The following is a 25,991-nucleotide window of genomic DNA, read 5'->3' on the forward strand; positions in this document are numbered from 1 at the left end:
GTCACCAGGTGACGGGCAGTGCGTGGAGGCCGTAGACCTCGTTGTTGACGCGGTAGGGCACGTCCTCGGCGGGACACGCGAGCGCGAGGCCCGGCAGCCGCCGCAGCAGCGCGGGCACCGCGATCCGCAGTTCGATCCGGGCCAGTGGTGCGCCGAGGCAGTGGTGCGGGCCGTATCCGAAGGTCACGTGCGACACGGGATTGCGTGCGATGTCGAAGCGGTCCATCCCGGCGCCGAGCGCCGGGTCGCGGTTGGCCACCGGCAGTTGGCAGACGACCTGGTCGCCGGCCTTGACCGGCACGCCGCCGATCTCGGTGTCCCACCGCGCGGTCCTGGCCAGCGCGGTGCTGGACACGGACAGGTACCGCAGCAGCTCCTCGACGGCGGCGTCGATCACCGGATCACCCTCCGGAGCGTCGCGCAACCGGTCGGCCTGTTCCGGGTGCGACAGCAGGGCGAGCACGCCCAGGCCGATCGTGTTGGACACGGTCACGTGGCCGGCCAGCAGCAACAACTCGACGACACCGGCCAGTTCGGAGTCCGACACCGCGCCGCCGTGCTCCCGGACGAGCATGCCGATCATCCCGTCGTCCGGGCTGCGCCGTTTCTCCGCGACCAGGGAGGCCACGTACGCGTGCGATTCCCGGCCGGCCGCGAGCCGTTCCTCCATGGGGAGTCCGAGATCCAGCGTGATGCGGGACCAGCGGTGGAACTCCCCCTGATCGGGGTCGGGGACGCCGAGCATCGCGCAGATCACCCCGAGCGGCAGCGGCAGGGCGAAGTCGTCCATCAGGTCCGCCGTCCGGCCGCGCGACTCCATGGCGTCGATCAGCTCGTCGACCAGCGTGCCGATCATCGGTTCCAGGGCGCGGATCCGCCTTCCGGTGAACTCCGGCGTCAGGACGTGGCGCAGCCGGGTGTGCTCCGGCGCGTCCATGTTGAGGAGCTCGTTCGGCAGGACCGGAGCGCGCTCCGGGTCGTGCATCGCGAACGTCTCGTGGTCGGCCAGCACGCGCCGCACGTCGGCGTGCCGGGTGACGAGCCAGAACTCACCGTCCCGGTGCAGCCAGAAGTCCTGGACGCGCCGGACCGGTTGGTCCCCTCGCTGGGCCTCGCCCAGGGCCGGGCCAGGGTCGAGCCCGTCACGACGGTAGAAGATCGAGACCGGCGGCACTTCCTGCTCGCTCATGGAACCTCCCGTGATCACCCGATACCCACTTCCCGATACCCAGGTGCCCGTGCCGCTGCGCGCTTCGGCCGCGATCCCGTGCAGCGTGCAGGCGCGCGGAGGCCTCCTGCGCGCCCCCTCCCACGGACCGGAGCCGCCCCCCTTCCCCTCTGCTCCCCCGCTGGGTAGCGAACCGCGACCAGCCGGCCCGGACGCGGTTCAGTCGTTCGTCGCGAGCGGGCGGGTCCGCAGCAGGGCCCGGGCCGGCAGGGCCGTCGAGACGAGGCAGAGCACCACGGCCGCGGCGGCCAGCGACAGGGCGGTGCCCGGCGGGACGTACGGCGCGGTACCGGCGAGGCCCCGGGCGATCGGCACCAGGGTGATCCAGGCGATCGCGCTGCCCAGCAGCAGCCCGGCCGCGGCCACCAGCAGGGCCTCCCAGCGCATCATGCCGCGCACCTGACGGCGGGTGGCGCCCACGAGGCGCAGCAGGGCGACCTCGCGGCGGCGGTCCAGGGCGGTCATCACCAGCGTGTTGGCGGCGGTGATCGCCGCGAAGCCGCCGAGCACGCCCGCCATCACGGAGTTCGCCCAGTCGCCGGCCTCGCGCCTGCGGTCGGCCTGGGCGACGTATCCGGCGCGGTCGGCGACGGTGAGTCCGGCGGCCGTGGCGGTGGCGTTGGCAGTGGCAGTTGCGGCGGCGGCGGTGGTCTCGGCGGGGAGCTTCGCCAACCGGGCGGCGATGTCGGCGCGGTCGGCACCGGGGGCGTCCGCGACCAGGACCTGGCTGTCGTAGGCCACGCCGGCGTGTGCGGCGACGGCCGCCCTGGGCAGCACCAACTGGCCGAAGGCGAGGCCGCGTTCGTAGGTGGCGACGACCGTCAGCCGGGCCTGGGTGCCGTCGCCGAGCCAGAACGAGGCGTGGTCGCCGGTCTTCAGGCCGAGCTTGTCGGCGAGGGCCGTGTCGAGGGCGACGGTGTCGGTGCCCCGGGCGAGGTCGGCGAGCGAACCGGTCCTCACCGCCAGGTCGAGGACCCGGGGCAGCTTCGCCGGGTCGCCGGAGACGCCGAGGACGTTGGCGGAGCGGAGCTTGCCGTCGGAGCGGTAGACGGCGCCGCTGCGCAGCACGCCCACGGCGGCGTCGACGCCGGGCACCCGGGCGGCCTGTTCGGCGATGCTGGCGGGCAGGCCGGGGCCGGTGGAGCCGAGCACGTGGTCGGCGGTGATGCCGTCGCGCACCTGCTCGCCGGCGGCGTGCTGGACGGTGCTCTGGATGAACAGCATGGTGCCGCAGAAGGCGGTCACCATCGCGATGGGCGTGAGCGCGGACGTCAGCCGGCGGGCGTTGGCGCGGGCGTTGTCGGCGGCCAGCGAGCCGCTGGTGCCGCCGGCGCCCGCCCGCAGCGGCAGGCCGAGTACCCCGGTGGCGGCCCGGGCCACCCACGGGCCGAGCAGGGCGATGGCCACCAGGAAGCACATGACCACGCCGAGCGCGGTGTTGGCGGCGTTCTCGCCGCTCAGGCCGGCCGCGACCACGGTCAGCACCAGGCCGCCGGCGATGGCCAGCACGCCGAGGACGGTTCGCACCACGCCCGCTCGTCCCACCGCCACCGACGCCTCGCCGAGCGCCTGGCCGGGACGCAGGTTGGAGGGCCGTCGGGCGGCCAGGTAGCCGGCGGCGAGTGCGGCCAGCAGGCAGGTGGCGACGGCGACGAGCGCGGGAAGCGGGCCGACGTCCAGTTCGACGCCCTTCGGGACGGCGCCGCGCGAGGCGAGGCCGTCGAACCACCAACGGGCCAGCGCCACGCCCGGGATGAGGCCGATCACCCCGGCGATGGGGGCCACCAGCACCGCCTCCGTGGCGATGGTGCGGCGGATCTGGCGGGGCGTCGCGCCGACGGCGCGCAGCAGGGCGAACTCGCGGGCCCGCTGGCCGATGGCCAGCGCGATGGTGGACACCACGACGAAGACGGCCGTCATGGTCGCGGTACCGCCGAAGGAGCCGCCGATCGCGATGAGCAGGGTCCGGCCGTCCCCGAGCGCCGGCTGCTCGACGGAGCCCCGGGCGTCGCCGGTGACCACCCTGATCCCGGTGGGGGAAGCCCCGCCGGCCGTCCGGTCGGCGGTGTCGCGCAGCGCGTCGCGCAGTTGCCGGGCGAGGTCCGTGGCGCTGACGCCTTCGCCCGGCTGGACGGCGATGGCGTCGACGCGGCCGGGGTGGCCGGAGAGCCGGCCGGCCGTGTCGTCGGCGAACCAGGCGGTGGGGCCGGCGCTCTGCGGCGCGGCCAGGCCGGAGATCCGGTAGCTGCCGCTGCCACCGGGCGCGACCAGGCTCAGGCTCGCGCCCGGGGCGAGGTGGGCGTCGCGCGCGGTGGCGGCGTCGAGGACGACCTCGCCGTCGGCGGGCGCGCGGCCCTCGACCAGGGTGTCCGCGCCGCCGGCGATGCCGAGCGCCGCGTACCCGCGCCCCGTCAGGCCCGGCGTCGCCGGACCCGGCTGGAGCGGGAAGGCGGAGTCCGCCCGAGCCGCCGCCACACCGGGCTGCGCGGCGATGCGCCGGGCCAGTGCGGCATCCACGCGGGCCCGGTCGGAGACGGGCCGGTCGACGGTCTTCTCCTTCTTCTTGTTGACCTGGCGGACGAACTCGATGTCCGGGTTGGCCGCGACGACCACCGGCGCGTCCGCGTAGCGGACCGGAGGCACGGTGGCGGTGATGCCGGTCTGCAGCATGGTGCCGCAGGCCATGATGACCGCCGCGCCGAAGAGCAGGGCGATGAAGGTGCCCGCGAAGGAGGCGGGCCGGAAGCGCACCGAGGCGCGCGCGAGTCCGTTGCTCACGCCGCCGTCTCCACCCCGGTGGTGGCGAGCGTGACCATCCGGTCGGCGACGGACTGCGGATCGGGGTGGTGCAACTCCCCCGCCAGGGCGCCGTCGGCCAGGAAGACCACACGGTCGGCGAACGAGGCCGCCACCGGATCGTGCGTCACCATGACCACCGTCGCGCCCGTCGTGTCCACCGCGCGCCGCACCGCCCGCGACTCGATCGCGGCCCTGGTCTGGCCGGGGGGCTCGGTCGGCCCGTACTCGGAACGGTCGTGGCGGCGTGCCATGGTGGGCCTTCCCTCGCGGATCGTCGCTGGTCGTCGACGTGACCCAGGCTAGGAACGGCGGGCGGCCCGAACCATGGAGGCTACCGGCGGAAGGGGGGTGGGGTTATCCCCACCCGCGCACTCGCCCGCCGTCCCCCGGCCGGACGGAGGCGCGGACGCACCGAGGCTCGGACGTGCTCCGGGCCGGGCCACCGGCCGCCGCGCTCAGGCTTCCCGGGCGCGCAGTTCGTCCAGGGTCCGGTCCAGGTTGGCGCGGGTCGCCTCGGTCGCGGCGTCGGGATCGCCCGCGGCGATCGCTTCGACCAGGGCGTGGTGTGCGCGGGTGATGATCTCCTCCTCCGCACCGACGTGCAGGTGGTCGTCGGCCACCACGAAGCAGGCCGCCTGGCGCAGCGCGTCGACGAAGGAGTCGAAGAGGCGGGTGAGCACCGGGTTGCGGGCGGCCCGTACGACCAGGCGGTGCAGTTCCAGGTCCGCCTCGACGAACGCGACCCGGTCGGCGGCCGCGTCACGGGCGGCCAGCGCCGTCCGCAACGCGGCCACGTCCTCCCCGGTTCGCCGCCGTGCGGCCAGCCGGCCGGCCTCGGCCTCCAGCGCCGCACGGACCTCGTACACGTCGTGGGCTTCCGAGCGGCGCAGTTCCCGGTCGAACTCCGACACCGGGGAGGCCGCCGCGACATAGGTGCCCGAGCCCTGCCGGGAGTGCAGTTGACCGTCGGCGATGAGCACCCGCACCGCCTCGCGCGAGGTGGTGCGGCCGACGCCCAGCAACCGGCTCAGTTCGACCTCGTTGGGGAGCTTCTCCCCCACCGGCCACTCCCCCGTGCCGACCAGCCGGCGCAGCTCGGCGACGGCCTCCTCGACCAATGAGCGATGGCGTACCGGGCGAACAGTCATGGCACGACCCTACCGTCCTGCCGACGGCGTCCTTTCGCTCCGTCGCAGCTCAGCCGACGGTTCCGCCGACCGGTTCGGGCAGCGGCCCCGGCTCCGGCTCCGGCGCCGGCAGCACCCGGTCGCGCAGGCGCAGGGCGCAGCCGAGTGCGACGGCGAGGACGCCGAGGACCAGGGCGAGCACCGATCGCAGGCCGTGCGCGTCGGCCAGGCGGCCGAGCAGCGGCGCGGCGAGGCCGCCCACCGACATGGCGAGCCCGAGGGTGAGCCCGCTGGCGGTACCCGGCCGGGTGGGCAGGTAGTCCTGGGCGAGCGTCACCTGCGGGGCGAAGGGCAGGAACATGGCCAGCCCGAACGCCACGGCGCCGGCCACGGCGACCGCGCTGGAGGGTGCGAAGGCCACGACGGCGAGGGCGGGGACGGCCAGCAGGTACCCGGCGCGGATCGGGGTGAGCCGTCCGTGCCGGTCGCCCAGCCAGCCGCCGAGCAGGGTGCCGGCCGCTCCGGCCAGGGTGAGCAGGGTGAGTGCGGTGGCGCCGAGTCCGGTCGAGCCGTGCAGGTCGCGCTGGATGTGCAGGGCGAGCATCGAGGTGACCGTCACGTAGGGGACGGACCAGCCGACGGTCGTGGCGGCCAGGCGTCCGAAGGCCCGCCAGTCGTCCCGGTGCGTGCTCGCGGTCGCGGCCCGGGCGGTCGGCGGGGTCGCCGGGGCCGGGCCCCGGTGGCGCCGCCACCGGCCCTGCACGGCCCAGAGCGCGGCCGTCACCAGGGCCGGGACGGCGAGCAGCCAGCCTCCCGCGAGGCCGTACGAACCGACGACGAGGGTGACCAGGGCCGGTGCCAGTGAGGCGCCCAGCGTGCCGCCGACCGAGAAGAGGCTCATCGCCCGTTGGGACTGTCCGCCGGCGGCCCTGGCCTCGCTGGTGGCGGCCGGGTGGTAGGCGGCGATGCCGATGCCGGCCAGGGCGGCGCAGAGCCAGGTGAGCGGATAGCTTCCGGCGAGTGCGGCGCCGGTGATCCCGGCCGCGGCGGTGAGGAAGCCGACCGGGATGAGCCAGCTGCACCGGTGGCGGTCGACCAGCAGGCCGAACAGCGGCTGGACCACACTGGACAGGCCGCTCGCGGCCAGGGCGATGCCGGAGACGGCGGTGTAGCTGTAGTGCCGATGGGACATCAGGAACGGCAGCAGTGCGGGGACGGCGCCCTGGTAGAGGTCGTTGACGATGTGGGTGCCGGTCAGGAAGGCCAGCCTGCCGCGCTTCACCGGGTGCTCCCCTCGGGCCGGGCCGCCGCCCGACCGCCCCGCGCCGGCGCGGACGCCTGCCGGGCCCGCTCCAGGACGGACGCCTGCCGGGCGGCGTGGTGGTGCCAGGGCCGGGCCCGTTCCAGCTGGGCGCCGAGGGAGAGCAGCAGGCCCTCCTGGTGGAGCCGGGCGGTCAGCATCACACCGATCGGCAGTCCGTCAGGCGTCCAGTGCAGCGGCAGGCTGATCGACGGCCGGCCGGTGAGGTTCGCCAGCGGGGTGCGCGGGGTGACGGCGAGCATCCGGGCGTACGTGCGTTCCGGGGCGTCCGGATCGGTCAGCGACCCGACCGGCAGCGGCGGCCGGTCCGTGGTCGGGCTCAGCACCGCGTCGAAGCGGTCGTAGCGGTGGCAGACCGCGCGGGCGGTGGCGGCCAGGGAGGTCATCGCCGTGTACAGCCGGGCCCCGCTGTGCCCGCCGCCCTCGGCGCGCAGCCAGCGGGTCAGCGGCAGCAGCCGCTCCTCGCGCTCCGGCGGGACGGGCACCGCGGCGGCCAGGACGCTCCACAGCACGGTGAAGTCCGGCAGGTACTCGCCCGGGTCGAACGGCGGTGCCTCCTCGACCCGGTGGCCGAGGTCGGTGAGCAGGTCGGCGGTGCGGCGGCAGGCGAGTGCGGCCTCGGGGTGCCAGCCGTCGGTCCGCGGCATGACCCCGATCCGCAGCGGGCCGGGTTCGCGTCCGGCGCGGGACCGGAAGTGGCCGGCGGGCGCGGCGGGCAGGGCGCATCCGTCGCCGGGGACGCTCCCCGCCATCGCGTCCAGCAGCAGGGCGGTGTCCGGCACCGTCCTGGCGAGTGGACCGGCGGTGGCCAGCCCGAAGGCGTCCGTCCCGGGTGCCGGGGTCACCCGGCCCCGGCTGGGCTTGAGGCCGACGACCCCGCAGGCCGCGGCCGGGATGCGGATCGAACCGCCGCCGTCGCTGCCCAGGGCCCCGGCCGCCAGCCCGGCCGCGACCGAGGCGGCCGCACCGCCGCTGGAGCCACCGGCACCGCGGCCGGGGTCGTACGGGCTGCGCGCGGTGGCGTACGCCGTCTCGGTGTAGCAGGAGCAGCCGAACTCGGCCGCCGTGGTGGTTCCCAGCAGCACGGCACCGGCCGCCCGGAGTTCGCCGACCACGGCGGCGTCCGCCGGGGCGATCCGGTCGTCGAAGGCCGCGGAGCCCGCGGTGAAGGGCAGCCCGGCGACCGGCCAGGTGTCCTTCACCGACAGCGGCACGCCGAGCAGCGGCGGCAGCCCGGCGCCGTCGTCCGCCCCGCCGGTGGCCAGCCGGGCCTCGGCCGCACGGGCGGCCCGGCGGGCGCCGGACGCGTCGACCGTGCGGTAGGCGCCCAGCAGGCCGTCGGACTCCTCGATGCGGCGCAGGTGGTGGTCGACCAGTTCGGTCGGCGAGACGGTGCGTCGCCGGACGGCAGCGGCCTGTTCGGCCAGCGTCAGTTCATGGAGGTCGGTCATGAGTCTTTACTCCTCAGGTCATCAGGTCCTCTGAGGACTTCACCTTAGGGGAGGCCCCGGACACGTGGCAAGGCAAGCCTTACCCGAGCCGGCCCGCTCGCGGGCACCATCCCGTGGAGCGTTTCGACGCCCGGACGGCCACCCTCCGTCACGCGAAATTCACAAACCGGGGTCTACTCGCATAGACAACGGTGGGCCATCCTGGTGCGATGCCGGCGCTCGAAGCCCGCCCCTCGTTCCCCGGGAACCGCGGGTGGCCGCGCCGGACGGATCGGTCGGCCCTCGCGCCGGAGCACTGCCGCGTCACAGCACTGCGTACGACCCCTTCGTCCGGGCCGGTTCCACAGGCCCGGCGCCGGACTGCCCGCCCTCCCGCCGAGGCGCGGCAGGAGAGCGGGAGTCCAGTCGGAGGCACACCATCCTCACCGGGAGATGCAGATGAAGCCACGCACCGCAGCAACCCTCGTCGCCCTGACCGTGGCCGGCCTCGCCTTCTCGGCGCCCACGGCCGGCGCCAGCGGTACCAAGCTGTCGCAGTCGGCGGCCGCCGGTCAGTTCAGCAGCGCCGGCATCACGTGGAGCTCCAGCGGGGGCTGCACCACCAGGTCCAACTCCACCTGCACCTCGTTCGACCAGATCAACTCGGGCACGGTCAGCGCCGTGATCACCCTCAAGCAGGCCAGCGGCTGTTCCATCAACATCACCGGCGGGACCGAGGTGGGCCACGCCTCCGGCACCTACAGCCACTACAACGGCTACAAGGTCGACATCGCCCGCAGCTCCTGCGTCGACAACTACATCCAGAACAGCTTCACCTACATCGGCCTCCGGGGCGACGGCTACCCGCAGTGGAAGGCCGCGTCAGGCAACCTGTACTGCAACGAGGGCAGCCACTGGGACATCCTCATCTACTGACGTGCCGCCGGTCCCGGGTGCCGCCTCCCCGAGCGGCGGCACCCTGGGTTGCGCACCTGGCCGCCATCGACGCGGGCGAACTCGACCTGACACTCGCGCCGCTGATCTCGGCCTGGGGACGCCGTCCGGTACTCGGTTAGGCGCGGCTCCGGGCGTCGCCCGAGGTGACGTGCGGGGCGGCCGGGGCCGTCGGGGTCCCCGGTGACGTTCAGCGGACGGTGACCTGGATGCTCTTGGAGATGTCGCACCGGTCCCCCGCGTACCTCGGTACGCCGGCCTGGCAACCCCCTCTGCCGAACACCCACGTCAGTGTGGTGGTTCCGGGCGCCAGGGCACTGAAGGTCAGGTCGAACTCGGAGCCGCAGCCTGCCGCGGGCGGGTCCGTGGGGCAGGGGCTGATGACGAAGTCCGGGCCGGGCCGCAGCACGCCGCGTCGCCCGCCGAGTCGAGGTGCCAGCTCTTCGGCCGGGCGCCCCCGGTCGTCCTGACGCCGAGCTGCTGTCCGACCGCCAGGGTCACCGCGCTGGGCGGGTACGGAGTGGTGGCGCTCCCCGCCTCGGTGGGGAGGGGCACCTCCACCTGTGGCCGGGTGGCGGTGGCGACCGTGGTGCCGGCCGGGCCGGATTCGGACCACCAGCCGTCGAGGTAGGAGCCGAGCAGCAGGGCGGCGGCCAGGAGCGCCGCCCCGGCGGTGATGACGGTTCGGCGCATCAGTTGCCCTCTTCGCGGACTCGGCGACGCATGGTGATCAGCAGCGCGACCTCGGCCAGCGGGCGAACAGGACCTCGCGCCCGAGGTCCGCCCCGCCGGCCGCGCCCGCGCGCAGCCAGTCACGGACCAGCTCGCCCGCTTCCCGGCCGATCACCGGCTCGGGCAGGTCGAGCGCCCCGGCGAAGCCGCCGGCGCGGACGTACTGAGCCAGGACGCCCAGCGGCTCGGGGCCGATGTGCAGCGCCTCGGCCTGGTACGAGGCGGCGATCGCCGCCTCGCCGAAGAGCACCCGGCGCGGGGCCTGCTGCGCCTTCTACAGGTCCGCGACCTTGCTCATCGGGCCTGCGCCGGGGTCAGCGAGGCGGCGAGCTGCGATTCCACGGCGCGGTAGTTGGCGCTGGTGGCCGTCATCTTCTGGACCAGTTCCGTCACGGCGCGCTGGGTGACGTGCAGTTCCTGGTCCCAGTTGGTGTCGAAGCCCGCCCACGCCAGGTCCACACCGAACTCGCCGAAGTCGGCGGACTGGTAGAGCTTCTGCGCGGTGTAGGCCTGGTTGGCCGAGGCAAGGTCGGTTGCGACGTTGCCGAGTGCCGTGTTCACGTGGTCCAGCGCGTCGGGCTGGACGGTGTACCCCACCAGTTCGGGCATCGGCTGCTCTCCCCCAAGAAGCTCCACGGCTCGCCATGATCGGACGAGCACGGTCGACGAGCATAGACGCTGCGGAGGGGGTGCCGGTTGCGGAGCCGGTCCGGCCGGTCCGGCCGGCCGGGCGCGGCGGTGCGGCGGCCCGAGCCGGCGGGTGACTGCGGGCCCGGGCCGCCGGACGTGCGCCGGGACGTGCGCCGGAAGCGGCCCGGTACGGCGAGGATCAGTACTGCGTGGTGATGGTGACGCCGCTGAACTCCGTTGCGCCGTACAGGCTGATGGAACAGCTCGATCCGGCGCCACCCTCCCGGTTGACCTGTGACAGCGAAGTCGGGAAGGACGGGGCAGGCTGCTGGCGCTCGCAGAGCGTCATACTGCACGTCGTGGATCGCGAAGACCTGATTGGTGCCCTCGAACGGCATGAGACTGATGCCGCCGGCTATGCTGCCGTGGCCCTGCGCGCTGGAGCTTCGTTCCGGGTGTGGGCCGAATCGACGGTGCCGGCCAGTCAGCTTCTCGGCATCTGGGCATGGCGGGCCCAGTGCATGGCGGAGGACGGCGTCGTCACCTACAAGGACTTCGAACGGGGATTGCCCGACCTTCGGCGTGCGGGTGACGCCCCGGTCGCCTTGGGGCGAGTAGATATCGCCAGGAGACTCGCACTTGGTCTTCCTGGCCGCCGATCTGAGCTCATGCGTCGCCGTGCTCTAGCGCTACGAGCGCGTTGACCAGGGCGTTTCCCAACTTCGCTGTCACAGAATGAGGTTGTCCCAACTTCGGTGACAACCGTCCCAACTTCGCTGTCACGGATCACCGGTTCCGGGCTCCGGCGTTCAGCCGGGCCCGGGCGTTCGGCCGCCGGCGAGCGTCGAAGCCCGGTGGGAGCGGCTCCCCGCGGACCTCCCGCTCAGTGCAGGACGTCGAGGACGTTGTCGGCGTCGTTGACGAAGTAGACGGCGTCGCCGTCGAGGTCCAGTGAGAGGCCGAACAGCGCGCCCGCGCCGGGCGGCGTGCCCTCGTTGTTGATCGGCTTGACCGCCACCTGCCGGCCGGCCGGGGTGGTCTCGACGATGTCGCCGTCCCCGCCGTTGACCGTCAGGATGTCGCCGCGGGGCGTGAGGGCCATCCCCAGCGGGCCGTTGAGGGCGCCTCCCGATGTGATGACCCGCCCGATCCCGGCGCTGTCCTGCCGGGTCAGCGCGTGCGGGATCGCGGTGATCCGGCTGAGCACCGTGTCGGCGACGAACAGCGTGCCGTCGTGTCCCAGGCCGACGCCGGTCGGGCCGACCACCAGGGCCGCCGGGTCCGTCCGCTCGGGGAAGCCCGACCCGATCTCGGTGGTGGCCACCCGCTGCGGCAGGCCGCCCTCCTCGGTACACAGGGTGATCCGCAGGACGCTCCCCTGGTCGACCTGCGCGCCACCGCCGGCGACCGTCCCGTTGAGGACGTTGGTCACGAACAGTTCGCTGCGCTCGCCGGAGCTGACGGCGGTCATGTCCCACGGCCCGTTGATGCCGTCCCCGGCGATGGTCTCGCGGACCGTGCCCTGCTTGTCGAGCACCAGCAGGCAGCCGGCCCGGGCGGTGTCGGACGTGCCGTCGGCGGTGGGGAGGCTGCCGACCACGACCCATCCGCCGGGCAGGACCGTCAGCGCCGTGGTGAGCCCGACCCCGCCGGGGCAGGGGCCGGGCAGGTTGTCCGGGTCGATGGTGGCGAACGTGGTCCGGGTCCCGTCCGGGGTGATCTGGACCAGCGTCGTGCCCCGGCCCTGCTCACCCGCGGGCGGGTTCGCCGCGTTGTTGAAGTTGCTGACCAGGACGTTTCCGCGGCGCAGGTCGCCGGTGCCCTCCTGGATCGTGAACACGCCGTAGGGGTTGACGTCGCCGTTCTCGGGGACGGTGGAGGCGATGGTGGACAGGGTGTTCAGCCGGTCCAGGAACGGCCGCTCGCCGGCCCCCGCCGGGGACGCGGCGGCGGTCGGAGCGAGGGTGAGCGCGGCGGTCACCAGCACGCTCGAACATGCCCGAAGCTTCATCTGTACTGCCTTCCGGAAGACGGGCCGGACCGGTCGTCCCGACCCGCGGACGTGGTCCGTGTGCCCCCCCCGGACCGCCACGCTGGGCATCCGTCACCCCGGTCGCCCGACGGCATCGGCCAGATGCCGATCACCCGGGGTGGCGCGTCCGGGCCGATCCCGTCGGTACACGCACAGCGGCGGCTCCCCGGATGTTCGCCCGCGTCAGGGCCCCGGCCGGCTCGCCGTGGCCGCCACCGGCCTTCACCGCGACAGGCATCCGGCCGGATGAAGTCGATCATCCTTCTCGTCCCCGAGGGGTGACAGGATGGCCGCGCCACGCACCCACCCTGACGGCAACGTCCGGAGATCTCGGAGGAACGGAATGAACCTGCGTCGCCCGGCCGCGACACTCGTGGCGGCCACTGCCCTTCTGCTCTGCGGTCCCCGCCCACGCCTCGGCAGATGACGGGAAGGCGCAACGGGAAAAGATCGTCACATGCGTCAACGCGGAGATGGAGAAGGAGAACACCGCGCGCAAGGGAAGGGAGGGACATCTCACCGACGTCCAGCTCAAGGCGCTCCAGAGGATCGTCGACGCCGAAGTCATGAACGGCCCCCTGCGGAAGGTATCGGTTGACGAGCAGAAGAAGATCCTGAAGAGGATTGAGACTGCGGCCAAGAAGGACAAGGACCTGCAGGACATCCCCACGGCGACGATCGACAGGATCCTGGTGGAGCTCAAGGACAAGGGGGCGTATTGCGAAGACCAGAAGTGAGACCTTCCGGGCCGGGAAGTGGCGCGGCGCGGTGCCTCACACCCTGCCGCACACCGGTCCCCGGCCCTCCCGAGGAGCCGGCGTACGGTCGGGCGCCGGTACCGAAGAAGAGTCAGTGGAACACGATGGCGTGACCGCCGGCGATGCTCGCCAGGCATGCCCGGTAGAGCTGGTACCAGGCGAAACGCTCGCTCTCGAACGGTCCGTCCACCGCGGGATCCGCAACCGGCCCGGCCTCCCCCGTCGCGAGGGGAACGCCCTCGTCGTCGAGGTCGATGCCGATCGACGACGCCATGCCCGACGGCGCCATGCCCGACGGCGCTGATCGCCAACGGCCCCGTGAACGCCGGCGCCACCTCGCCGAACCGGGTGATCGCCTCCGGTGCGGCGGCGATCGCGCTGGGCACCTACCTCGGCAGCCGAAGCTTCGGGGTTCGGCGGGGCAGGCGGCGATGGGGGGTGCGCCCGGACGCCGGGCACCCGGGACGACGAGGGCGCAGCAGCCACACATCCTGACGCAGGGCCAGGTCCAGGGCGGCGCCACCCCGATGTGCCTGGGCGAGAGTTCCCGGGGTTTCCGGGGAGTGTCCTGCGTGCTTGTTGATCGGATGTCTACCGGCGATTCCTACGCTCCGGTGCAAGCCCGACAGCAGCCATCCACAGCTGCCGTGACGTCGGAGGCCGCAGTGCCCCCGCCCGTCGGTTGTCCGGCGGACTGCCACGCGCCCTGTTTTGGAGAGGAGTTGGCCTCGTGAGGCCTGAACTGAGTCAAGAGGACGAGAGCCGAGCCGCTACCGCGGTCTGTGTGCCGCAACTGTTCGAGGAGCGGGTACGGGCCAGCCCTGACGCTGTGGCCGTCGTCGACCGCGACGGGTGCCTGACGTACGCGGGGCTCGACGCTGCCGCCGACCGGCTGGCCGGGGTGCTGGTGGCGCGTGGTGCGGGCGCCGAGAGCGTGGTCGCGGTGAACCTGCCGCGCGGGCGGGGACTGGTGACGGCGGTGCTGGCCGTGTTGAAGTCCGGTGCCGCCTACCTGCCGCTCGACCCGGCCCTGCCGGCCGAGCGCCGCAGGTACCAGTTGGAGGCCGCCGGTGTCACCCTGCGGATCGGCCCCGGGGGCGGTGAGGGGGTCGAGGTGGTCGACCTGCCGGCCGGCGAGCCGGCCGGGGGGTCCGCGCGGAACCCGGCGGTGGCGGTCATCCCGGGCGACCTCGCCTATGTGATCTTCACTTCGGGTTCGACCGGGCGCCCCAAGCCGGTGGCCGTCACCCACGGCTCGCTGGCCAACCACGCGGTCGCCGTCGGCGCGGCCTTCGAACTGACCGCGGCCGATCGGGTGCTGCAGTTCGCCGGTCCGGGGTTCGACGTGTTCGGCGAGGAGGTGTTCCCGACCCTGCTGGCCGGCGCCCGGGTGGTGGTGGCTCCCGACGCGGTGCCGTCCCCCGCGGAGCTGGAGGAGTACCTGCGCCGTGAGCGGGTCACGGTGGCCAACTTGCCGACGCCGTACTGGGACCAGTGGGTCCGCGACCTCGACGCCGAACCGCGGGAGGTACCCGAGGCCCTGCGGCTCCTGGTCGTGGGCAGCGACACCGGGCACACCCGTACGCTGGCCGGCTGGCGAGGGCACACCCCGGTGCCCGTGGTCAACGCCTACGGCTTGACGGAGACCACCATCACCGCCACGCTCCAGGCGTTCACCGGGGACTCGGTCCCCGAGGGGGAGACGCTGCCGATCGGGCGGCCGCTGGCCGGGGCACGGGCGTACGTGCTGGACGCCGACCTGGAGCCGGTCGCGGCGGGCGCCCGGGGCGAGCTCTACCTGGGTGGGGCGGTGCTGGCTCGTGGGTACCTGGGGCTGCCGGGGCTCACCGCCGACCGTTTCGTACCGGACCCGTTCGGCGAGGCTCCGGGCGGGCGGCTCTACCGCACCGGCGACCTCGTGGTGCTGCGCGCCGACGGTGCCCTGGCCTTCGTCGGGCGGGCCGACGACCAGCTGAAGATCCGCGGCCAGCGGGTCGAACCGGCGGAGGTCGGCGCGGCCCTGTGCACGCACCCCGCGGTGCGTCAGGCGCACGTGCGGGCGGTGGACGACGAGGCGGACGGCAAGCGGCTGGTCGCCTACGTGGTCGCCGCCGAGGTCGAGTCGTCGCAGCTGCGCGCCCACCTGGCCATGAGCCTGCCCGCCGCGATGGTCCCGTCCTCCTACGTGGTGCTCGACGAGCTGCCGCTGACCGCGAACGGCAAGATCGACCACCGGGCGCTCCCGGTGCCGACCGCCGGCGACGCCGCGTCCGGCGCACCGCGGGCAGTGGCGCTGACCGGCCTGGAGAAGCAGATAGCGGCCGTGTGGCGTGAGGTGCTGGGGGTCGGCCACGTGGGGCCGGACGACAGCTTCTTCGAGATCGGCGGTCACTCGCTGCTGCTCGTCCAGGTGCAGCGCAAGCTCAGCGGGGCGCTGGGGCGCCGGGTTCCCGGCGTCGCGCTCTTCGCCCATCCGACCGTCCGCAAGCTCGCCGCCCATCTGCGCGACGGCTCCGGGCCGGCCGACGGCGCGCTCGGTGACGAGCGTGCCGATCAACGCCGCAGCGGGAACTCCCGGCTCCAGCGGCGCCGCGCCCGCCAGAGCGCCGGGGGTGCCCGATGACGGAGGCCGCGCAGCCGGTGGATCCGGACAGCCCCTTCCTCGCCGTCGTCGGGATGGCCGGGCGGTATCCGGGAGCGCGCGACCTCGGCGAGTTCTGGGACAACCTGGTCAAGGGCACGGAATCGGTCACCCGCTTCCCCGGCGACCCGTCCACGCCCGAGTACGTCCCCGCACTCGGAGTACTGGAGGACGCGGACGGGTTCGACGCGGCGTTCTTCGGCTACTCGCCGCGCGAGGCACTGATCCTCGACCCGCAGCAGCGGCTGTTCCTGACCTGCGCCTGGGAGGCGCTGGAGGACGCCGGGTACGACCCCCGGTCCTGTGCCGGGCCGGTCGGCGTGTACGCGGGCAGCAGCCAGACCGGCTACCTGGACACGCTGATGGCCCACCGCGACCGGCTCGGCCCGGTCAGCGAGTGGCAGCTGCGGCTGGCGACCGGCATCGACTTCCTCACGTCGCGGGTCGCCCACCGGCTCGGTCTGACCGGGCCGGCGGTGACGGTGCAGACCGCCTGCTCCACCTCCCTGGTCGCCGTCCACCTCGCCGCGCAGGCGCTGCTGTCCGGCGAGTGCGACCTGGCCCTGGCCGGCGGGGCCAGTGTCAACGTCCCGGCGCGGCTGCCCGAGTACTCCGAGGGCGGTGTCATCTCGCCCGACGGGCGCTGCCGGGCCTTCGACGCCCGGGCCCGTGGCACCGTGGCGGGCAACGGTGTCGGCATCGTGGTCCTCAAACGGCTCGCCGACGCACTCCGGGACGGCGACCACGTCCGTGCCGTCCTGCGCGGCACCGCGGTGAACAACGACGGCCTGGACAAGGTGGGCTTCACCGCTCCGGGGGTGGCCGGCCAGGCGGAGGTCATCCGCGCGGCCCACCTGGTGGCCGAGGTCGAGCCGGACAGCATCGGCTACGTCGAGACGCACGGGACCGGGACGCCGCTGGGCGACCCGATCGAACTGGCCGCGCTGACCCAGGCCTTCCGGCGCGGCACCGACCGGCGCGGGTTCTGCCGGATCGGGTCGGTGAAGACCAACATCGGCCACACCGACGCGGCCGCCGGGGTGGCGGGCTTCATCAAGGCGGTGCTCGCCGTCCGGCACGGCCTGATCCCGCCGAGCCTGCACCACACCTCGCCCAACCCCGAGATCCCCTTCGCGGACGGCCCGTTCGTGGTGAACACCGAACTGCACCGGTGGCGCCCCGACGGTCCCCGACGGGCCGGGGTCAGCTCGTTCGGGATCGGAGGCACCAACGCGCACGCGATCCTGGAGGAGCCGCCCGCGCGGCCTCGCCGGCCCGCCGCGCCCGCGGACCATCTGCTGGTGCTGTCCGCCCGGACCGCCCCCGAGCTGGACCGCGCCGCCGCCAGGCTCGCCGAGCACCTACAGCGGCAGGCCGCCGGCGCCGCCGACCCCGGCCGGGAACTGGCCGACACTGCCTGGACGTTGCAGACCGGCCGCCGCGCCTTCGCGCACCGCCGGTTCGCCGTGGCCGCCGACCACACCGAGGCGGTCGAAGCACTGACCGGGGCCGGCGCCTCCGTCCACCCGCCGGTGGGCGGCGAGCGGCCGGTGGCGTTCGTCTTCCCCGGGCAGGGCGGACAGCACGTCGGCATGGGCCGCGAACTGTACGAGAACGACCCGGTCTTCCGTGCCGAGGTCGACGCGTGCTGTGCGCAGCTCGAACCCACACTCGGTCTGGACCTGCGGACGGTCCTGTACCCCGCCGGCGAGCAGCAGGGCGCGGCGGCCGAGGAGTCGCTGCGCGACATGGGCGTGGCCCAGCCGGCCGTCTTCGTGGTGGAGTACGCGCTCGCCCGGATGTGGGAGCAGCGAGGGGTACGGCCGGCGGCTGTCGCCGGGCACAGCCTCGGTGCCTTCGCCGCCGCCTGTGTGGCCGGTGTGCTCCGCCCGCCCGACGCCCTGCGGCTGGTCGCCGAGCGCGGCAGGCTGCTGCAGAGCCTGCCCGTCGGGGCGATGCTGGCCGTGCCGCTGGCCGAGCGCGACGCCACCGGACTCCTCGGCGACGGCCTGGAGCTCGCGGCCGTCAACGGACCGAACCAGTGCGTCCTGTCCGGGCCGCGGGGGACGGTCGACGCGGTGTTCGCACGGCTGACGGAGGCCGGTGTCGACGCGCGCCGGCTGCACATCGCCACCGCCGGACACAGCGCCCTGGTGGAGCCGATCCTCGACCGGTTCGCCTCCCTGGTCGCCGGACTCGACGTCAAGGCGCCTTCGATCCCCTGGGTCGGGGACACCACCGGGGAGTGGGTCCGCATGGACCGCGCCCCTGACGTCGGGTTCTGGACCGCCCACATGCGCCGGGCGGTGCGCTTCGGCGACACCCTCGCCACCCTGTTCGCCGAGCCCGACCGGATCCTGCTCGAAGTCGGCCCCGGCCTGACCCTGACCACCCTGGCCCGCCGGCACCCGGCCCGCACCGAGGCCCACCTGGCGCTGCCCAGCCTGCCGCACCCCGCCGGCGAGCAGTCCGCCCTGCGGACCACGCTGGCCGCCGCCGGACAGCTGTGGGCGGCCGGCGTCGAACTCGACTGGCCGCGGCTGCACGAAGGCCGCCGGCCGGGCCGGACTCCGCTGCCGACCTACCCGTTCAGCCCGCGGCCGTACTCACCGCTCCCCGCCGACGACCCCGCGCCGGCCGTGACCGCCCAGCCCGCGCCGACCGTCACAGACGACCCCGCGCAGACCGTCACCGCCGAGCCCGTACAGGACGGCGACACCGAGACACGACTCGCCCTGATCTTCGGTCAACTGCTCGGACTGGAGCACGTGGCGGCGCGGGACGACTTCTTCGAACTGGGCGGCGACTCCCTGATCGCCGTCCAACTCGCCTCTGCCGTCCGCGCGGCCCTCGACGTCCGCATCACCGTCAAGCAGGTCTTCACCGCCCCCTCCCCGCGCCGACTGGCCCGGGTGGTCGACGCCGCCCGGCAACCGGCCTGAACCGTCACCGACACACCGACCCGGAGGACAGCCATGTTCGAGGACGACGACGACCGGACCTACCAGGTGGTCCGCAACACCGAGGAGCAGTACTCCATCTGGCCGGCCGGCCGAGCGCTGCCCGCCGGGTGGGAGCGAACGGGCGGAGGGGGCAGCAAAGCGGACTGCCTCACCCTGATCGACGGCCTGTGGCGTGACCTCCGGCCGAGGAGCGTACGTGAACGGGCGGCCGCCCGATGACCCGAGCGGCCGCCCCGCCGGGACTGCTGCGCCACCAGGGCTTCCGACGGCTGTGGGCCGCCCAGACGGTCAGCGTGCTCGGCGCCCAGATCTCCGAACTCGCGCTGCCCCTCGCGGCCGTGACGGTACTGGAAGCCACCCCGTTCCAGGTGGGACTGCTGGCCGCCGTGCAGTACCTGCCGTTCCTGCTGGTCGGCCTGCCGGCCGGGGCGTGGGTGGACCGGATGCGCCGGCGGCCCGTCATGATCGTGGCGGACCTGGTCCGCTGCGCGGTCCTGCTGACCGTGCCGGCGGCCGCGCTCTACGGGGTCCTGAACCTGTGGCTGCTGTATCCGGTCGCCTTCGCGGTCGGGGTCATGACGGTCTTCTTCGACCTGGCGGCACAGTCCTTCCTGCCGACCCTGGTCGGCGAGGAGCGGCTCGTCGAGGCCAACACCAGACTCCAGCTGTCCCAGACCTCCGGCCAGCTGGCCGGCCCCAGCGTCGGCGGATTCCTGGTCCAGCTGTTGACCGCGCCACTCGCCGTGCTCGCCGACGCGCTCAGCTACGCCGGGTCGGCGGTCCTGCTCCTGCTGGTCCGGGTGGAGGAGCGGCCGGTCCGCGACGCGGTCCGGCCAGGACTGGTGGCGGAGGTCAGGGAGGGCCTCGGGTACGTGTTCCGGCATCGGCTGCTGCGTCCGATCGCGCTGAGTGCGGGGATCACCAACCTCTTCGGCCTGTTCGGCATGGTCCAGGCGATCCTGGTGCTCTACGCGGTCCGTGACCTGCGGCTCTCACCGGCCGGGTTGGGCACCACGCTCGCGATCGCGAACGCGGGCGTGCTGCTCGGCTCGCTCGCCAACGGCCGGGCGGTGCGGCGCCTCGGCGTCGGGCCGACGCTCACCTGGTCCATCTTCGCGCTGGGCGGCACCCTCCTGCTGCTGCCGCTGGCCACCCCCGGCACCGCGATGCCCGTCCTGGCGGTCGCGATGGCCCTGGCCGGGCTGTGCGCCTCCGTCTTCAACATCAACCAGATCAGCCTGCGGCTGTCCGTCACCCCCGCCCCGATGCGCGGCCGCATGACGGCGACGCTGCGGTTCGTGGTCTGGGGCGTCATCCCCGTCGGGACCTTCCTCGGAGGCGCGCTGGTCGGCCCGCTCGGACTGCGCGGCGTCCTCTGGCTCGCCGGCGCGGGCAGCGTCCTCGCCGGACTGCCGCTGCTGTTCTCCGCCGTGCACCCGCTGCGGGCCATGCCCGACGCCGCACCGACCGCCCGTCCGACGAACCAGGAGACCCTTCATGCCTGACGTTCCGGGGCACACCGCCCCACGCTGGCTGGTCAACCGCCGCAAGCGCCCCGACGCCGCGGTCCGGCTGTACTGCTTCGCCCACAGCGGCGGCTCGGCCGCCGAGTACGTCCGCTGGGGCGACGACGTGCCGGGCATCGAGGTGTGGGGCGTGCAACTGCCCGGCCGCGGCTCGCGGCTCGACGAACCGCGGTACACCCGGACCGGCCCGCTGGTTCACGATCTGGTGGAACAGGCCGCGTTCCGCGCACCGTTCGCCTTCTTCGGGCACAGCCTCGGCGCCCTGCTGGCCTACGAGACCGCGCGCGCCCTGCGCGCGCACGGCCTGCCCGGCCCCGAACGCCTGCTGCTGTCCGCCTGCCCGGCCCCGCACCGGCCCCGCGGACTGCCGCCGATCCACCACCTCGGCGACCGGGAGCTGTTCACCGCCATCCAGGGCCAGTACGGCTCGCTCCCCGACGAGGTGGCCGAGGACCCGGACCTGCTCGCGATCATGATGGCCTCGCACCGCTGCGACTTCGACATGGTCGACAGCTACCGCCACACCCCCGGCGAGCCCCTCGACCTGCCGCTGCACGTCTTCGGCGGCACCGAGGACCGGCTCCCCGCCGAGGAACTCGCCCGGTGGCAGGGCCACAGCCGCGGACCGTTCGCCCTGAACCTGCTGCCAGGCGGCCACTTCTACCTCCGCGAGCACCGCGCCGCCCTGCTCGCACTGGTCCGGGCCGCACTCACCGACCGCCGGCACGCCGGGTCGCCCGTCGACTCGCTCTCCCACGACCTGTGAAGGCAGACATGACTCACGACACCACCACCCCGGCCGGCTTCCTCGCCGAGCTCCACCTGGGGCACGTGCGCTGGGACCTGATCAGCCCCTTCCCCGCCCCGTCCGACGAGGACCGCGCCCGCGGTGACGCCGCCGTCGCCGAGCTGATGCGCTTCCTCCAGGAGACCGTCGACCCGACCGAGGTGGACCGCACCGCGAGGCTGCCCGACGGCTTCCACGAAGCCTGCGCCGCCCGCGGCTACTTCAAGCTCCAGGACCCGCTCGAACGCGGCGGTCTGGGCCTGACCGCCCACAACGCCTTCCGGATGATCCAGGCCGCCGCCAGTTGGTCGGTGACCGCCTGCTACGCCATGTCCGTCCACCTCGGACTGGGCGCCGGCGCCTACCTGCCGGTCCTGGCCGACGGCGAGCTGAAGTCCGAACTCGAACGGCTGCTCGCCTCCGGCGCGATCTCCGGCGACGCCGACACCGAGCCCACCGGTGCGATCAACCGGACCCGGGCCACCACCGCGGTGCCGACCGAGGACGGCACCGGATACCGGATCAGCGGCGAGAAGGTGTTCATCCAGAACGGCCCGATCGCCGGCCTGCTGAGGGTCTCGGCCACCGTGCACGACGGGGACCGGGAGTACATCCGGCTGTTCTTCGTCGACACCGCCGACCCCGGCTTCACGGTCAGCTCCTGGCACGAGTACCTGGGTCTCAAGGGCCTGCCCAACGCGGCCCTCACCTTCGACCGGGTCTTCGTCCCGCACAGCCGGGTCTTCACCCTCGACGGCCTGACCGCCGAGGACGAGTGGCGGCTGGCCCCCGAACTGCACACCATCAGCGTCCGGGGCCGGATGTACCCCATCTCGGCGCCCGCCCTGGCGATCGGGCGGCTCTGCCTGCACTGGTCCCGGGAGTTCGTCCGGCGGCGCTCGGTCGGCGGGCTCGGGCTGGAACGGTACGACGAGATCCAGCGCATCATCGCCGCCAACCTCGCCGAGACCTTCGCCATGGAGAGCGTGGTGGAGTGGTGCCTGCTGGCCGAGGAACGCCACCCGGGGATCGACCTGGACCCGGAGCAGACGGTGGCCAAGAACATCAACTCGATGACCAGCTGGCGCATCGTCGACCGCACCCTGTCCCTGCTGGCCGCCGAGGGCTTCGAGACGGCGACGAGCAAGGCCCGGCGCGGCGCCCAGCCCTTGCCGGTGGAACGGTTCTTCCGCGACGCGCGTGCCCTGCGGGTGGCCGGCGGGGTGGACTTCCTCGTGGACCACTGGGCGGCCAGGCACCTGCTCTCCCGCCACTACCCGAAGCCGCGGGCCATCGCCGAGGCCGCGACCGACCTCACCGCGGCGGACGACTGCCTGTCCCCGCGCAACCGGGACCACCTGCGCTTCGTCGCCGAACAGGCCGTGCGGTTCGCCCGCCTCAGCCGCGACCTGGTGGACCGGCACCCCGACCCCGAGGAGCTGTTCGCCGAGGAACGCGTGCTGATCCTCCTCAACCAGCTCTCCGCCGAGCTGTTCAGCATGTCCGCGGTGCTGGCCAATGCCGCCCGGCTGCACCGCGAGGGCACCGGACCGGCCCAGGACCTCGCCGACGTGTTCTGCACCGAAGCACGCCACCGCATGGCGGACGCCCGACGGCGCCTGGCCGACACCGACGGACCCGACCACGCCGGCGCCTGCGCCCAGTGGCTCCACGGCGACGGCCTGGAGTTCCTGCTCCGCGACACCGTCACCGCCACCCCACCCGCCTGCTGAGCAGGTGGTATCCGAGGCCGCCCCGGCCACCAGCCCCGCTCACCGAACGACCACCGACCCGGAAAGGGCCGCAGCGATGTTCAACCTCTCCCGTTCCCAGGAGATCGTCTGGCTGCACGAGGAACTCTTCCCCGAGAGCCGCGCCTACAACTTCACCGCCTCCCTCGACCTGCGCGGCCCGCTGGACGAGCCGGCCCTGCGGCAGAGCCTGGCGACCGTGCTCGCCCGCCACGAGGCGTTCCGCCTCGAACTCGATCCCGAGGACTTCCCACCGAAGCAGCGGGTGAACGCCGCCTGCGCACCGCGCTACCGCACCGTGGACCTGACCGGTGGCGAGGACCCCGAGGCGGCCTTCGAGGACCTGTGGCGCGAGCAGCACGACGAGCCCTTCGACACCGCCGAGGCGCCCATGGTGCGGTGGACCCTGATCAGGCTGGCCGAGGAGCACCACCGGCTGCTTCACACCGAGCACCACCTGGTGCACGACGGCTGGTCCTTCGGCCTGGTCCTGCGCGACCTGTTCACCACCTACCGCGCGCTGGCCCAGGGCATCCCGGCCGACCTGCCCGAGCCCCGCTCCTACCTCGAGCACGTCCGCCGGTCGGTGGCCGCCGAGGAGCGACCGGGCCACCGGGACGGAGCCGTGGCGTACTGGCGGGGCGCCCTCGACGGCGCGGCCTTCGACCTGCCGCTGCCCGGCCTGGACCCGGGACGGGTCCGCGACGTCCCGCACGGCGACCAACTGCGTCAACTGCTGGAGCCCGGGCCGGCCGAGCGCCTGCGGACAGCCGCCCACCGCCACGGGCACACCCCGTTCTCGGTCCTGCTCACCCTCTTCGCGGAGCTGCTGCGCCGCGAGAGCGGCCGGTCCGACCTGGTGATCGGCAGCGCGGTGGGCAACCGCCCGCCCGGCTTCCAGGAGTGCGTCGGGATGTTCGTCAACACCATCCCGCTGCGCATCCGCCTGGAGCCCGACGGCAGTGCGCTGGACGCGGTCGACGAGGTCACCGAGGTCCTGATCCGCTCGCTGCCGCACCAGGGCGTCCCGGTCCAGGACCTGGCCCGGGAACTCGGAGAACACTCCGGCACCGGCCTGGACAACCCGCTGTTCCACGTCATGTTCAGCGCGCATGACGCGCCGGTCCCGCACGTCGAGGGGCTGGACCTCGACGTGTCCGTCCACGAGGCGTTCAACACCGGCACCTCCCGCTTCGCCCTCGACGTGGTGCTGGTCCCCGACTCCCGCCGGACCGTCAACGCCCGCTCGGGCCCCGGCGGCATGCTGCTGATCTGGGACTTCGCCACCGACGTGTACGACCGCGCCCGGATCGCCGGACTGCAGCGACAGTTCACCGCGCTGCTGGAGGCCTACCTCGCCGACACCGCGACCGGCCTCGCGGCACTCACCGCAGCAGCCAACGCCTGACCCCACCGCCCACACCATGAACCGAGGAGACCGGATGACCTCCCACGAACCGACCGCCCATCAGCTGCCCGGCATCGCCTGGGGAGGTGAGCCCGCGCCCGCCCCCGCACCGGGGGCGGGACCACTCGAGTGGTTCGACAGCTGGCTGGCCAAGCAGCCCGACGCCCCGGCCGTCGTGGACGGCACCACCACCTGGAGCTACCGCGAGCTCGACCAGGCCGCCGCCCGGATCGTGCGGGCCCTCGACGGCCGGGTCACCCGCGGCCGGCTGGTGGGAGTCTGCCTGGAACGCTCCGCACCGCTGGTGGCCGCGGCGGTCGCGCTGGCCAGGATCGGCGCGGTCTACCTCTCCCTCGGCGCGCGGCCGGGGGCCGAGCGGGTGGAGTCGATCACCGAGGACGCCGGCATCAACTGCCTGCTCACCGACGGCACGACGCCGCCGCCACCCGGCTGGACCGTCGCGCCGGACGACGCGGTGGACGGGCTCACCGTCACTCGGCACGGCGGACGGGCCGACGGTGCGCCCAGCGATGCCTTCTGCGCCGTCACCACCTCGGGCAGCACCGGCAGGCCCAAGATCGCACTGCTGCCGCAGGACGCGATCGCCAACCTGGTCCGCTGGACCTGCGACCGGCTCGAGATCGGCCCCGAGTCCCGGGTGGGCCTCTTCGTCGGCACCACCTTCGACGCGCACCTCAAGGAGCTGTGGGAGGCGTTGTCGTCGGGCGCCACCCTGTACGTCGCGCCCGAGGACGCCCGCGGCTCGATGGCCGAACTGTTCCAGTGGTGGCGGGAGTCGGGCCTCACCCACTGCCTGCTGCCGACCCCGCTCGCCGAACTCGCCTTCACCCAGCCGTGGCCCGCCGGCCTGGCCCTGCGCCACATCCTGGTGGGCGGCGACCGGATGCGGGTGCGGCCGCCCGAGCAGTGCGCGGCGGTCGTGCACAACGTGTACGGTCCCGCCGAGGCCTGCGTGCTCACCACCACCCACCGCGTGCGTCCCCGGAGCGACGACCCGACCGCCGTCGTGCCGATCGGACAGCCGCTGACCGGCTACACCGTCTTCATCACCGACGAGGACGGCCGGGTCCTGCCCCGAGGACGGGCCGGAGAGGTCCGGATCGGCGGTGCGGGCCTGGCGCTCGGCTACGTGGACCCGCAGCGGACCGCCGAACGCTTCGTGCCGGCCCCCGCGGGCCAACCGTACGTGGACCGCGTCTACCGGACCGGCGACAAGGCGGTGATGCGCGCCGACGGAACGCTGGAATTCCTCGGCCGGACGGACGACCAGGTGAAGATCAGCGGCGCGCGGATCGAACCGGCCGAGGTCGAGGCCGCCCTGGAGACCCACGACTCGGTCCGGCACGCCGTCGTGGTCCCCTACCAGGGCACCGGCGGCGGTCTGCGGCTGGCCGCCTTCCTCCTGCTCGCCGAAGGGGCGCGGGCCGACGAGGACGCCGTGCTGGCCGCCGCCCGCGCCCGGGTGCCGAAGCAGGCGGTGCCCGCCGTGGTCCGCTTCGTCGACGCCTTCCCGCTGAACGCCAACGGCAAGGTCGACCGCGCACTGCTCACCCGGCAGGCCGCCCCCGCGGCGTCCACCGCACCCGGGGCGGCGCCGACCCCGCAGACCCCGCAGACCCCGCAGGCCGAGGACCCCGAAGCGTTCCTGCTCGCGGCCTGCCGCCGGCTGCTCGACCAGCCCGACCTCACGATCGCCGACAACTTCACCGAATCCGGCGGGACTTCACTGGCCGTCGCCCGCCTGCTCGCGCTGATCGAAAGCACCTACCCGATCCGGGTCAAGGCCGCGGAGGTCATGCGCCAGCCCGACCTGGCAGCCCTGGCCGCCCTGGTCGCCACCCGCCTCACGGCGTCGGCGCGCGGCTGAACACTCCCGCCACGAC

General features: G+C 73.9%; 21 protein-coding genes and 1 pseudogene. 11 read left to right on the forward strand and 11 right to left on the reverse strand.

The annotated features are described in order from the left end of the window. Position 1: 1 nt before the first annotated feature. From ACIQOW_RS11200 to ACIQOW_RS11225, 6 genes and pseudogenes are all read right to left on the reverse strand, one after another. Entirely contained in the window at positions 2 to 1,189 is a 1,188-nt protein-coding gene (locus ACIQOW_RS11200; RefSeq protein WP_401082700.1) for a cytochrome P450, read from the reverse strand. Between the two features lie 198 nt (positions 1,190 to 1,387). Beyond that, the gene (locus tag ACIQOW_RS11205; RefSeq protein ID WP_401082703.1) at positions 1,388 to 4,006 is read right to left on the reverse strand and encodes an ABC transporter permease; all 2,619 of its coding nucleotides are present in this window, start codon (positions 4,004 to 4,006) and stop codon (positions 1,388 to 1,390) included. After that, positions 4,003 to 4,239, reverse strand: a pseudogene (locus ACIQOW_RS11210) (ABC transporter ATP-binding protein); the annotation flags it as partial. The gene ACIQOW_RS11205 and the pseudogene ACIQOW_RS11210, both read right to left, overlap by 4 nt. A gap of 243 nt (positions 4,240 to 4,482) precedes the next feature. Further along, a complete protein-coding gene (locus ACIQOW_RS11215; protein ID WP_401082705.1) occupies positions 4,483 to 5,175 on the reverse strand; it encodes a FadR/GntR family transcriptional regulator in 693 nt (230 codons plus the stop codon). A 49-nt stretch (positions 5,176 to 5,224) separates the two neighbouring features. Then, entirely contained in the window at positions 5,225 to 6,436 is a 1,212-nt protein-coding gene (locus ACIQOW_RS11220; protein ID WP_401082708.1) for an MFS transporter, read from the reverse strand. Further along, positions 6,433 to 7,926: an amidase gene (locus ACIQOW_RS11225; protein WP_401082711.1), complete on the reverse strand. Its 1,494-nt coding sequence runs from the start codon at positions 7,924 to 7,926 to the stop codon at positions 6,433 to 6,435. Before ACIQOW_RS11225 ends, ACIQOW_RS11220 begins: the two co-directional genes overlap by 4 nt. 432 nt (positions 7,927 to 8,358) lie before the next feature. On the opposite strand from ACIQOW_RS11225, the gene ACIQOW_RS11230 reads away from it, so the two are divergent. Beyond that, the gene (locus ACIQOW_RS11230; protein ID WP_401082713.1) at positions 8,359 to 8,841 is read left to right on the forward strand and encodes a hypothetical protein; all 483 of its coding nucleotides are present in this window, start codon (positions 8,359 to 8,361) and stop codon (positions 8,839 to 8,841) included. A 342-nt stretch (positions 8,842 to 9,183) separates the two neighbouring features. Here ACIQOW_RS11230 and ACIQOW_RS11235 read toward each other — a convergent pair whose 3' ends face one another. From ACIQOW_RS11235 to ACIQOW_RS11245, 3 genes are read right to left on the reverse strand one after another with little or no spacing between them, the layout of a single operon-like run. Then, on the reverse strand, positions 9,184 to 9,552 hold the full coding sequence (locus ACIQOW_RS11235) for a hypothetical protein (RefSeq protein ID WP_401082716.1): 369 nt from the start codon (positions 9,550 to 9,552) through the stop codon (positions 9,184 to 9,186). 37 nt (positions 9,553 to 9,589) lie between these two features. Then, entirely contained in the window at positions 9,590 to 9,841 is a 252-nt protein-coding gene (locus ACIQOW_RS11240) for a hypothetical protein (RefSeq protein WP_401082719.1), read from the reverse strand. A 44-nt stretch (positions 9,842 to 9,885) separates the two neighbouring features. Next, the gene (locus ACIQOW_RS11245; RefSeq protein ID WP_401082722.1) at positions 9,886 to 10,200 is read right to left on the reverse strand and encodes a type VII secretion target; all 315 of its coding nucleotides are present in this window, start codon (positions 10,198 to 10,200) and stop codon (positions 9,886 to 9,888) included. Between the two features lie 230 nt (positions 10,201 to 10,430). Between ACIQOW_RS11245 and ACIQOW_RS11250 the strand changes: the two genes are divergently transcribed. Beyond that, positions 10,431 to 10,925 carry a hypothetical protein gene (locus ACIQOW_RS11250; protein WP_401082725.1) on the forward strand — a complete coding sequence of 165 codons (495 nt, stop codon included), beginning with the start codon at positions 10,431 to 10,433 and terminating at the stop codon, positions 10,923 to 10,925. 179 nt (positions 10,926 to 11,104) lie between these two features. Here ACIQOW_RS11250 and ACIQOW_RS11255 read toward each other — a convergent pair whose 3' ends face one another. Beyond that, positions 11,105 to 12,232, reverse strand: coding sequence for a hypothetical protein (locus ACIQOW_RS11255; protein ID WP_401082728.1), 1,128 nt, complete (start codon positions 12,230 to 12,232; stop codon positions 11,105 to 11,107). 494 nt (positions 12,233 to 12,726) lie between these two features. On the opposite strand from ACIQOW_RS11255, the gene ACIQOW_RS11260 reads away from it, so the two are divergent. Beyond that, positions 12,727 to 12,990 carry a hypothetical protein gene (locus ACIQOW_RS11260; RefSeq protein ID WP_401082731.1) on the forward strand — a complete coding sequence of 88 codons (264 nt, stop codon included), beginning with the start codon at positions 12,727 to 12,729 and terminating at the stop codon, positions 12,988 to 12,990. A gap of 112 nt (positions 12,991 to 13,102) precedes the next feature. On the opposite strand, the gene ACIQOW_RS11265 is transcribed toward ACIQOW_RS11260, so the two are convergent. Further along, positions 13,103 to 13,285 carry a hypothetical protein gene (locus ACIQOW_RS11265; RefSeq protein ID WP_401082734.1) on the reverse strand — a complete coding sequence of 61 codons (183 nt, stop codon included), beginning with the start codon at positions 13,283 to 13,285 and terminating at the stop codon, positions 13,103 to 13,105. Between the two features lie 510 nt (positions 13,286 to 13,795). Here ACIQOW_RS11265 and ACIQOW_RS11270 point away from each other — a divergent pair. The 8 genes from ACIQOW_RS11270 (at position 13,796) to ACIQOW_RS11305 (ending at position 25,975) form a co-directional block, all read left to right on the forward strand. Then, a complete protein-coding gene (locus ACIQOW_RS11270) occupies positions 13,796 to 15,634 on the forward strand; it encodes an amino acid adenylation domain-containing protein (RefSeq protein WP_401082736.1) in 1,839 nt (612 codons plus the stop codon). Continuing rightward, positions 15,631 to 18,594: a type I polyketide synthase gene (locus ACIQOW_RS11275; protein WP_401082739.1), complete on the forward strand. Its 2,964-nt coding sequence runs from the start codon at positions 15,631 to 15,633 to the stop codon at positions 18,592 to 18,594. Before ACIQOW_RS11270 ends, ACIQOW_RS11275 begins: the two co-directional genes overlap by 4 nt. Before the next feature lie 33 nt (positions 18,595 to 18,627). Then, a complete protein-coding gene (locus tag ACIQOW_RS11280) occupies positions 18,628 to 18,834 on the forward strand; it encodes an MbtH family protein (protein ID WP_401082742.1) in 207 nt (68 codons plus the stop codon). Next, a complete protein-coding gene (locus ACIQOW_RS11285) occupies positions 18,831 to 20,120 on the forward strand; it encodes an MFS transporter (protein ID WP_401082744.1) in 1,290 nt (429 codons plus the stop codon). The genes ACIQOW_RS11280 and ACIQOW_RS11285 overlap by 4 nt, the downstream gene beginning before the upstream one ends. Further along, complete coding sequence (locus tag ACIQOW_RS11290) at positions 20,113 to 20,907, forward strand: thioesterase II family protein (RefSeq protein WP_401082747.1); 795 nt, start codon at positions 20,113 to 20,115, stop codon at positions 20,905 to 20,907. The genes ACIQOW_RS11285 and ACIQOW_RS11290 overlap by 8 nt, the downstream gene beginning before the upstream one ends. An 8-nt stretch (positions 20,908 to 20,915) precedes the next feature. Further along, on the forward strand, positions 20,916 to 22,661 hold the full coding sequence (locus tag ACIQOW_RS11295) for an acyl-CoA dehydrogenase family protein (protein ID WP_401082750.1): 1,746 nt from the start codon (positions 20,916 to 20,918) through the stop codon (positions 22,659 to 22,661). A gap of 76 nt (positions 22,662 to 22,737) precedes the next feature. Then, positions 22,738 to 24,087, forward strand: a complete 1,350-nt coding sequence (locus ACIQOW_RS11300; protein ID WP_401082753.1) for a condensation domain-containing protein — start codon at positions 22,738 to 22,740, stop codon at positions 24,085 to 24,087. Between the two features lie 34 nt (positions 24,088 to 24,121). After that, entirely contained in the window at positions 24,122 to 25,975 is a 1,854-nt protein-coding gene (locus ACIQOW_RS11305) for a non-ribosomal peptide synthetase (RefSeq protein ID WP_401082756.1), read from the forward strand. Positions 25,976 to 25,991 lie beyond the last annotated feature (16 nt).

This window comes from Kitasatospora sp. NPDC091335 (assembly GCF_044757205.1).
Taxonomy (GTDB): domain Bacteria; phylum Actinomycetota; class Actinomycetes; order Streptomycetales; family Streptomycetaceae; genus Kitasatospora.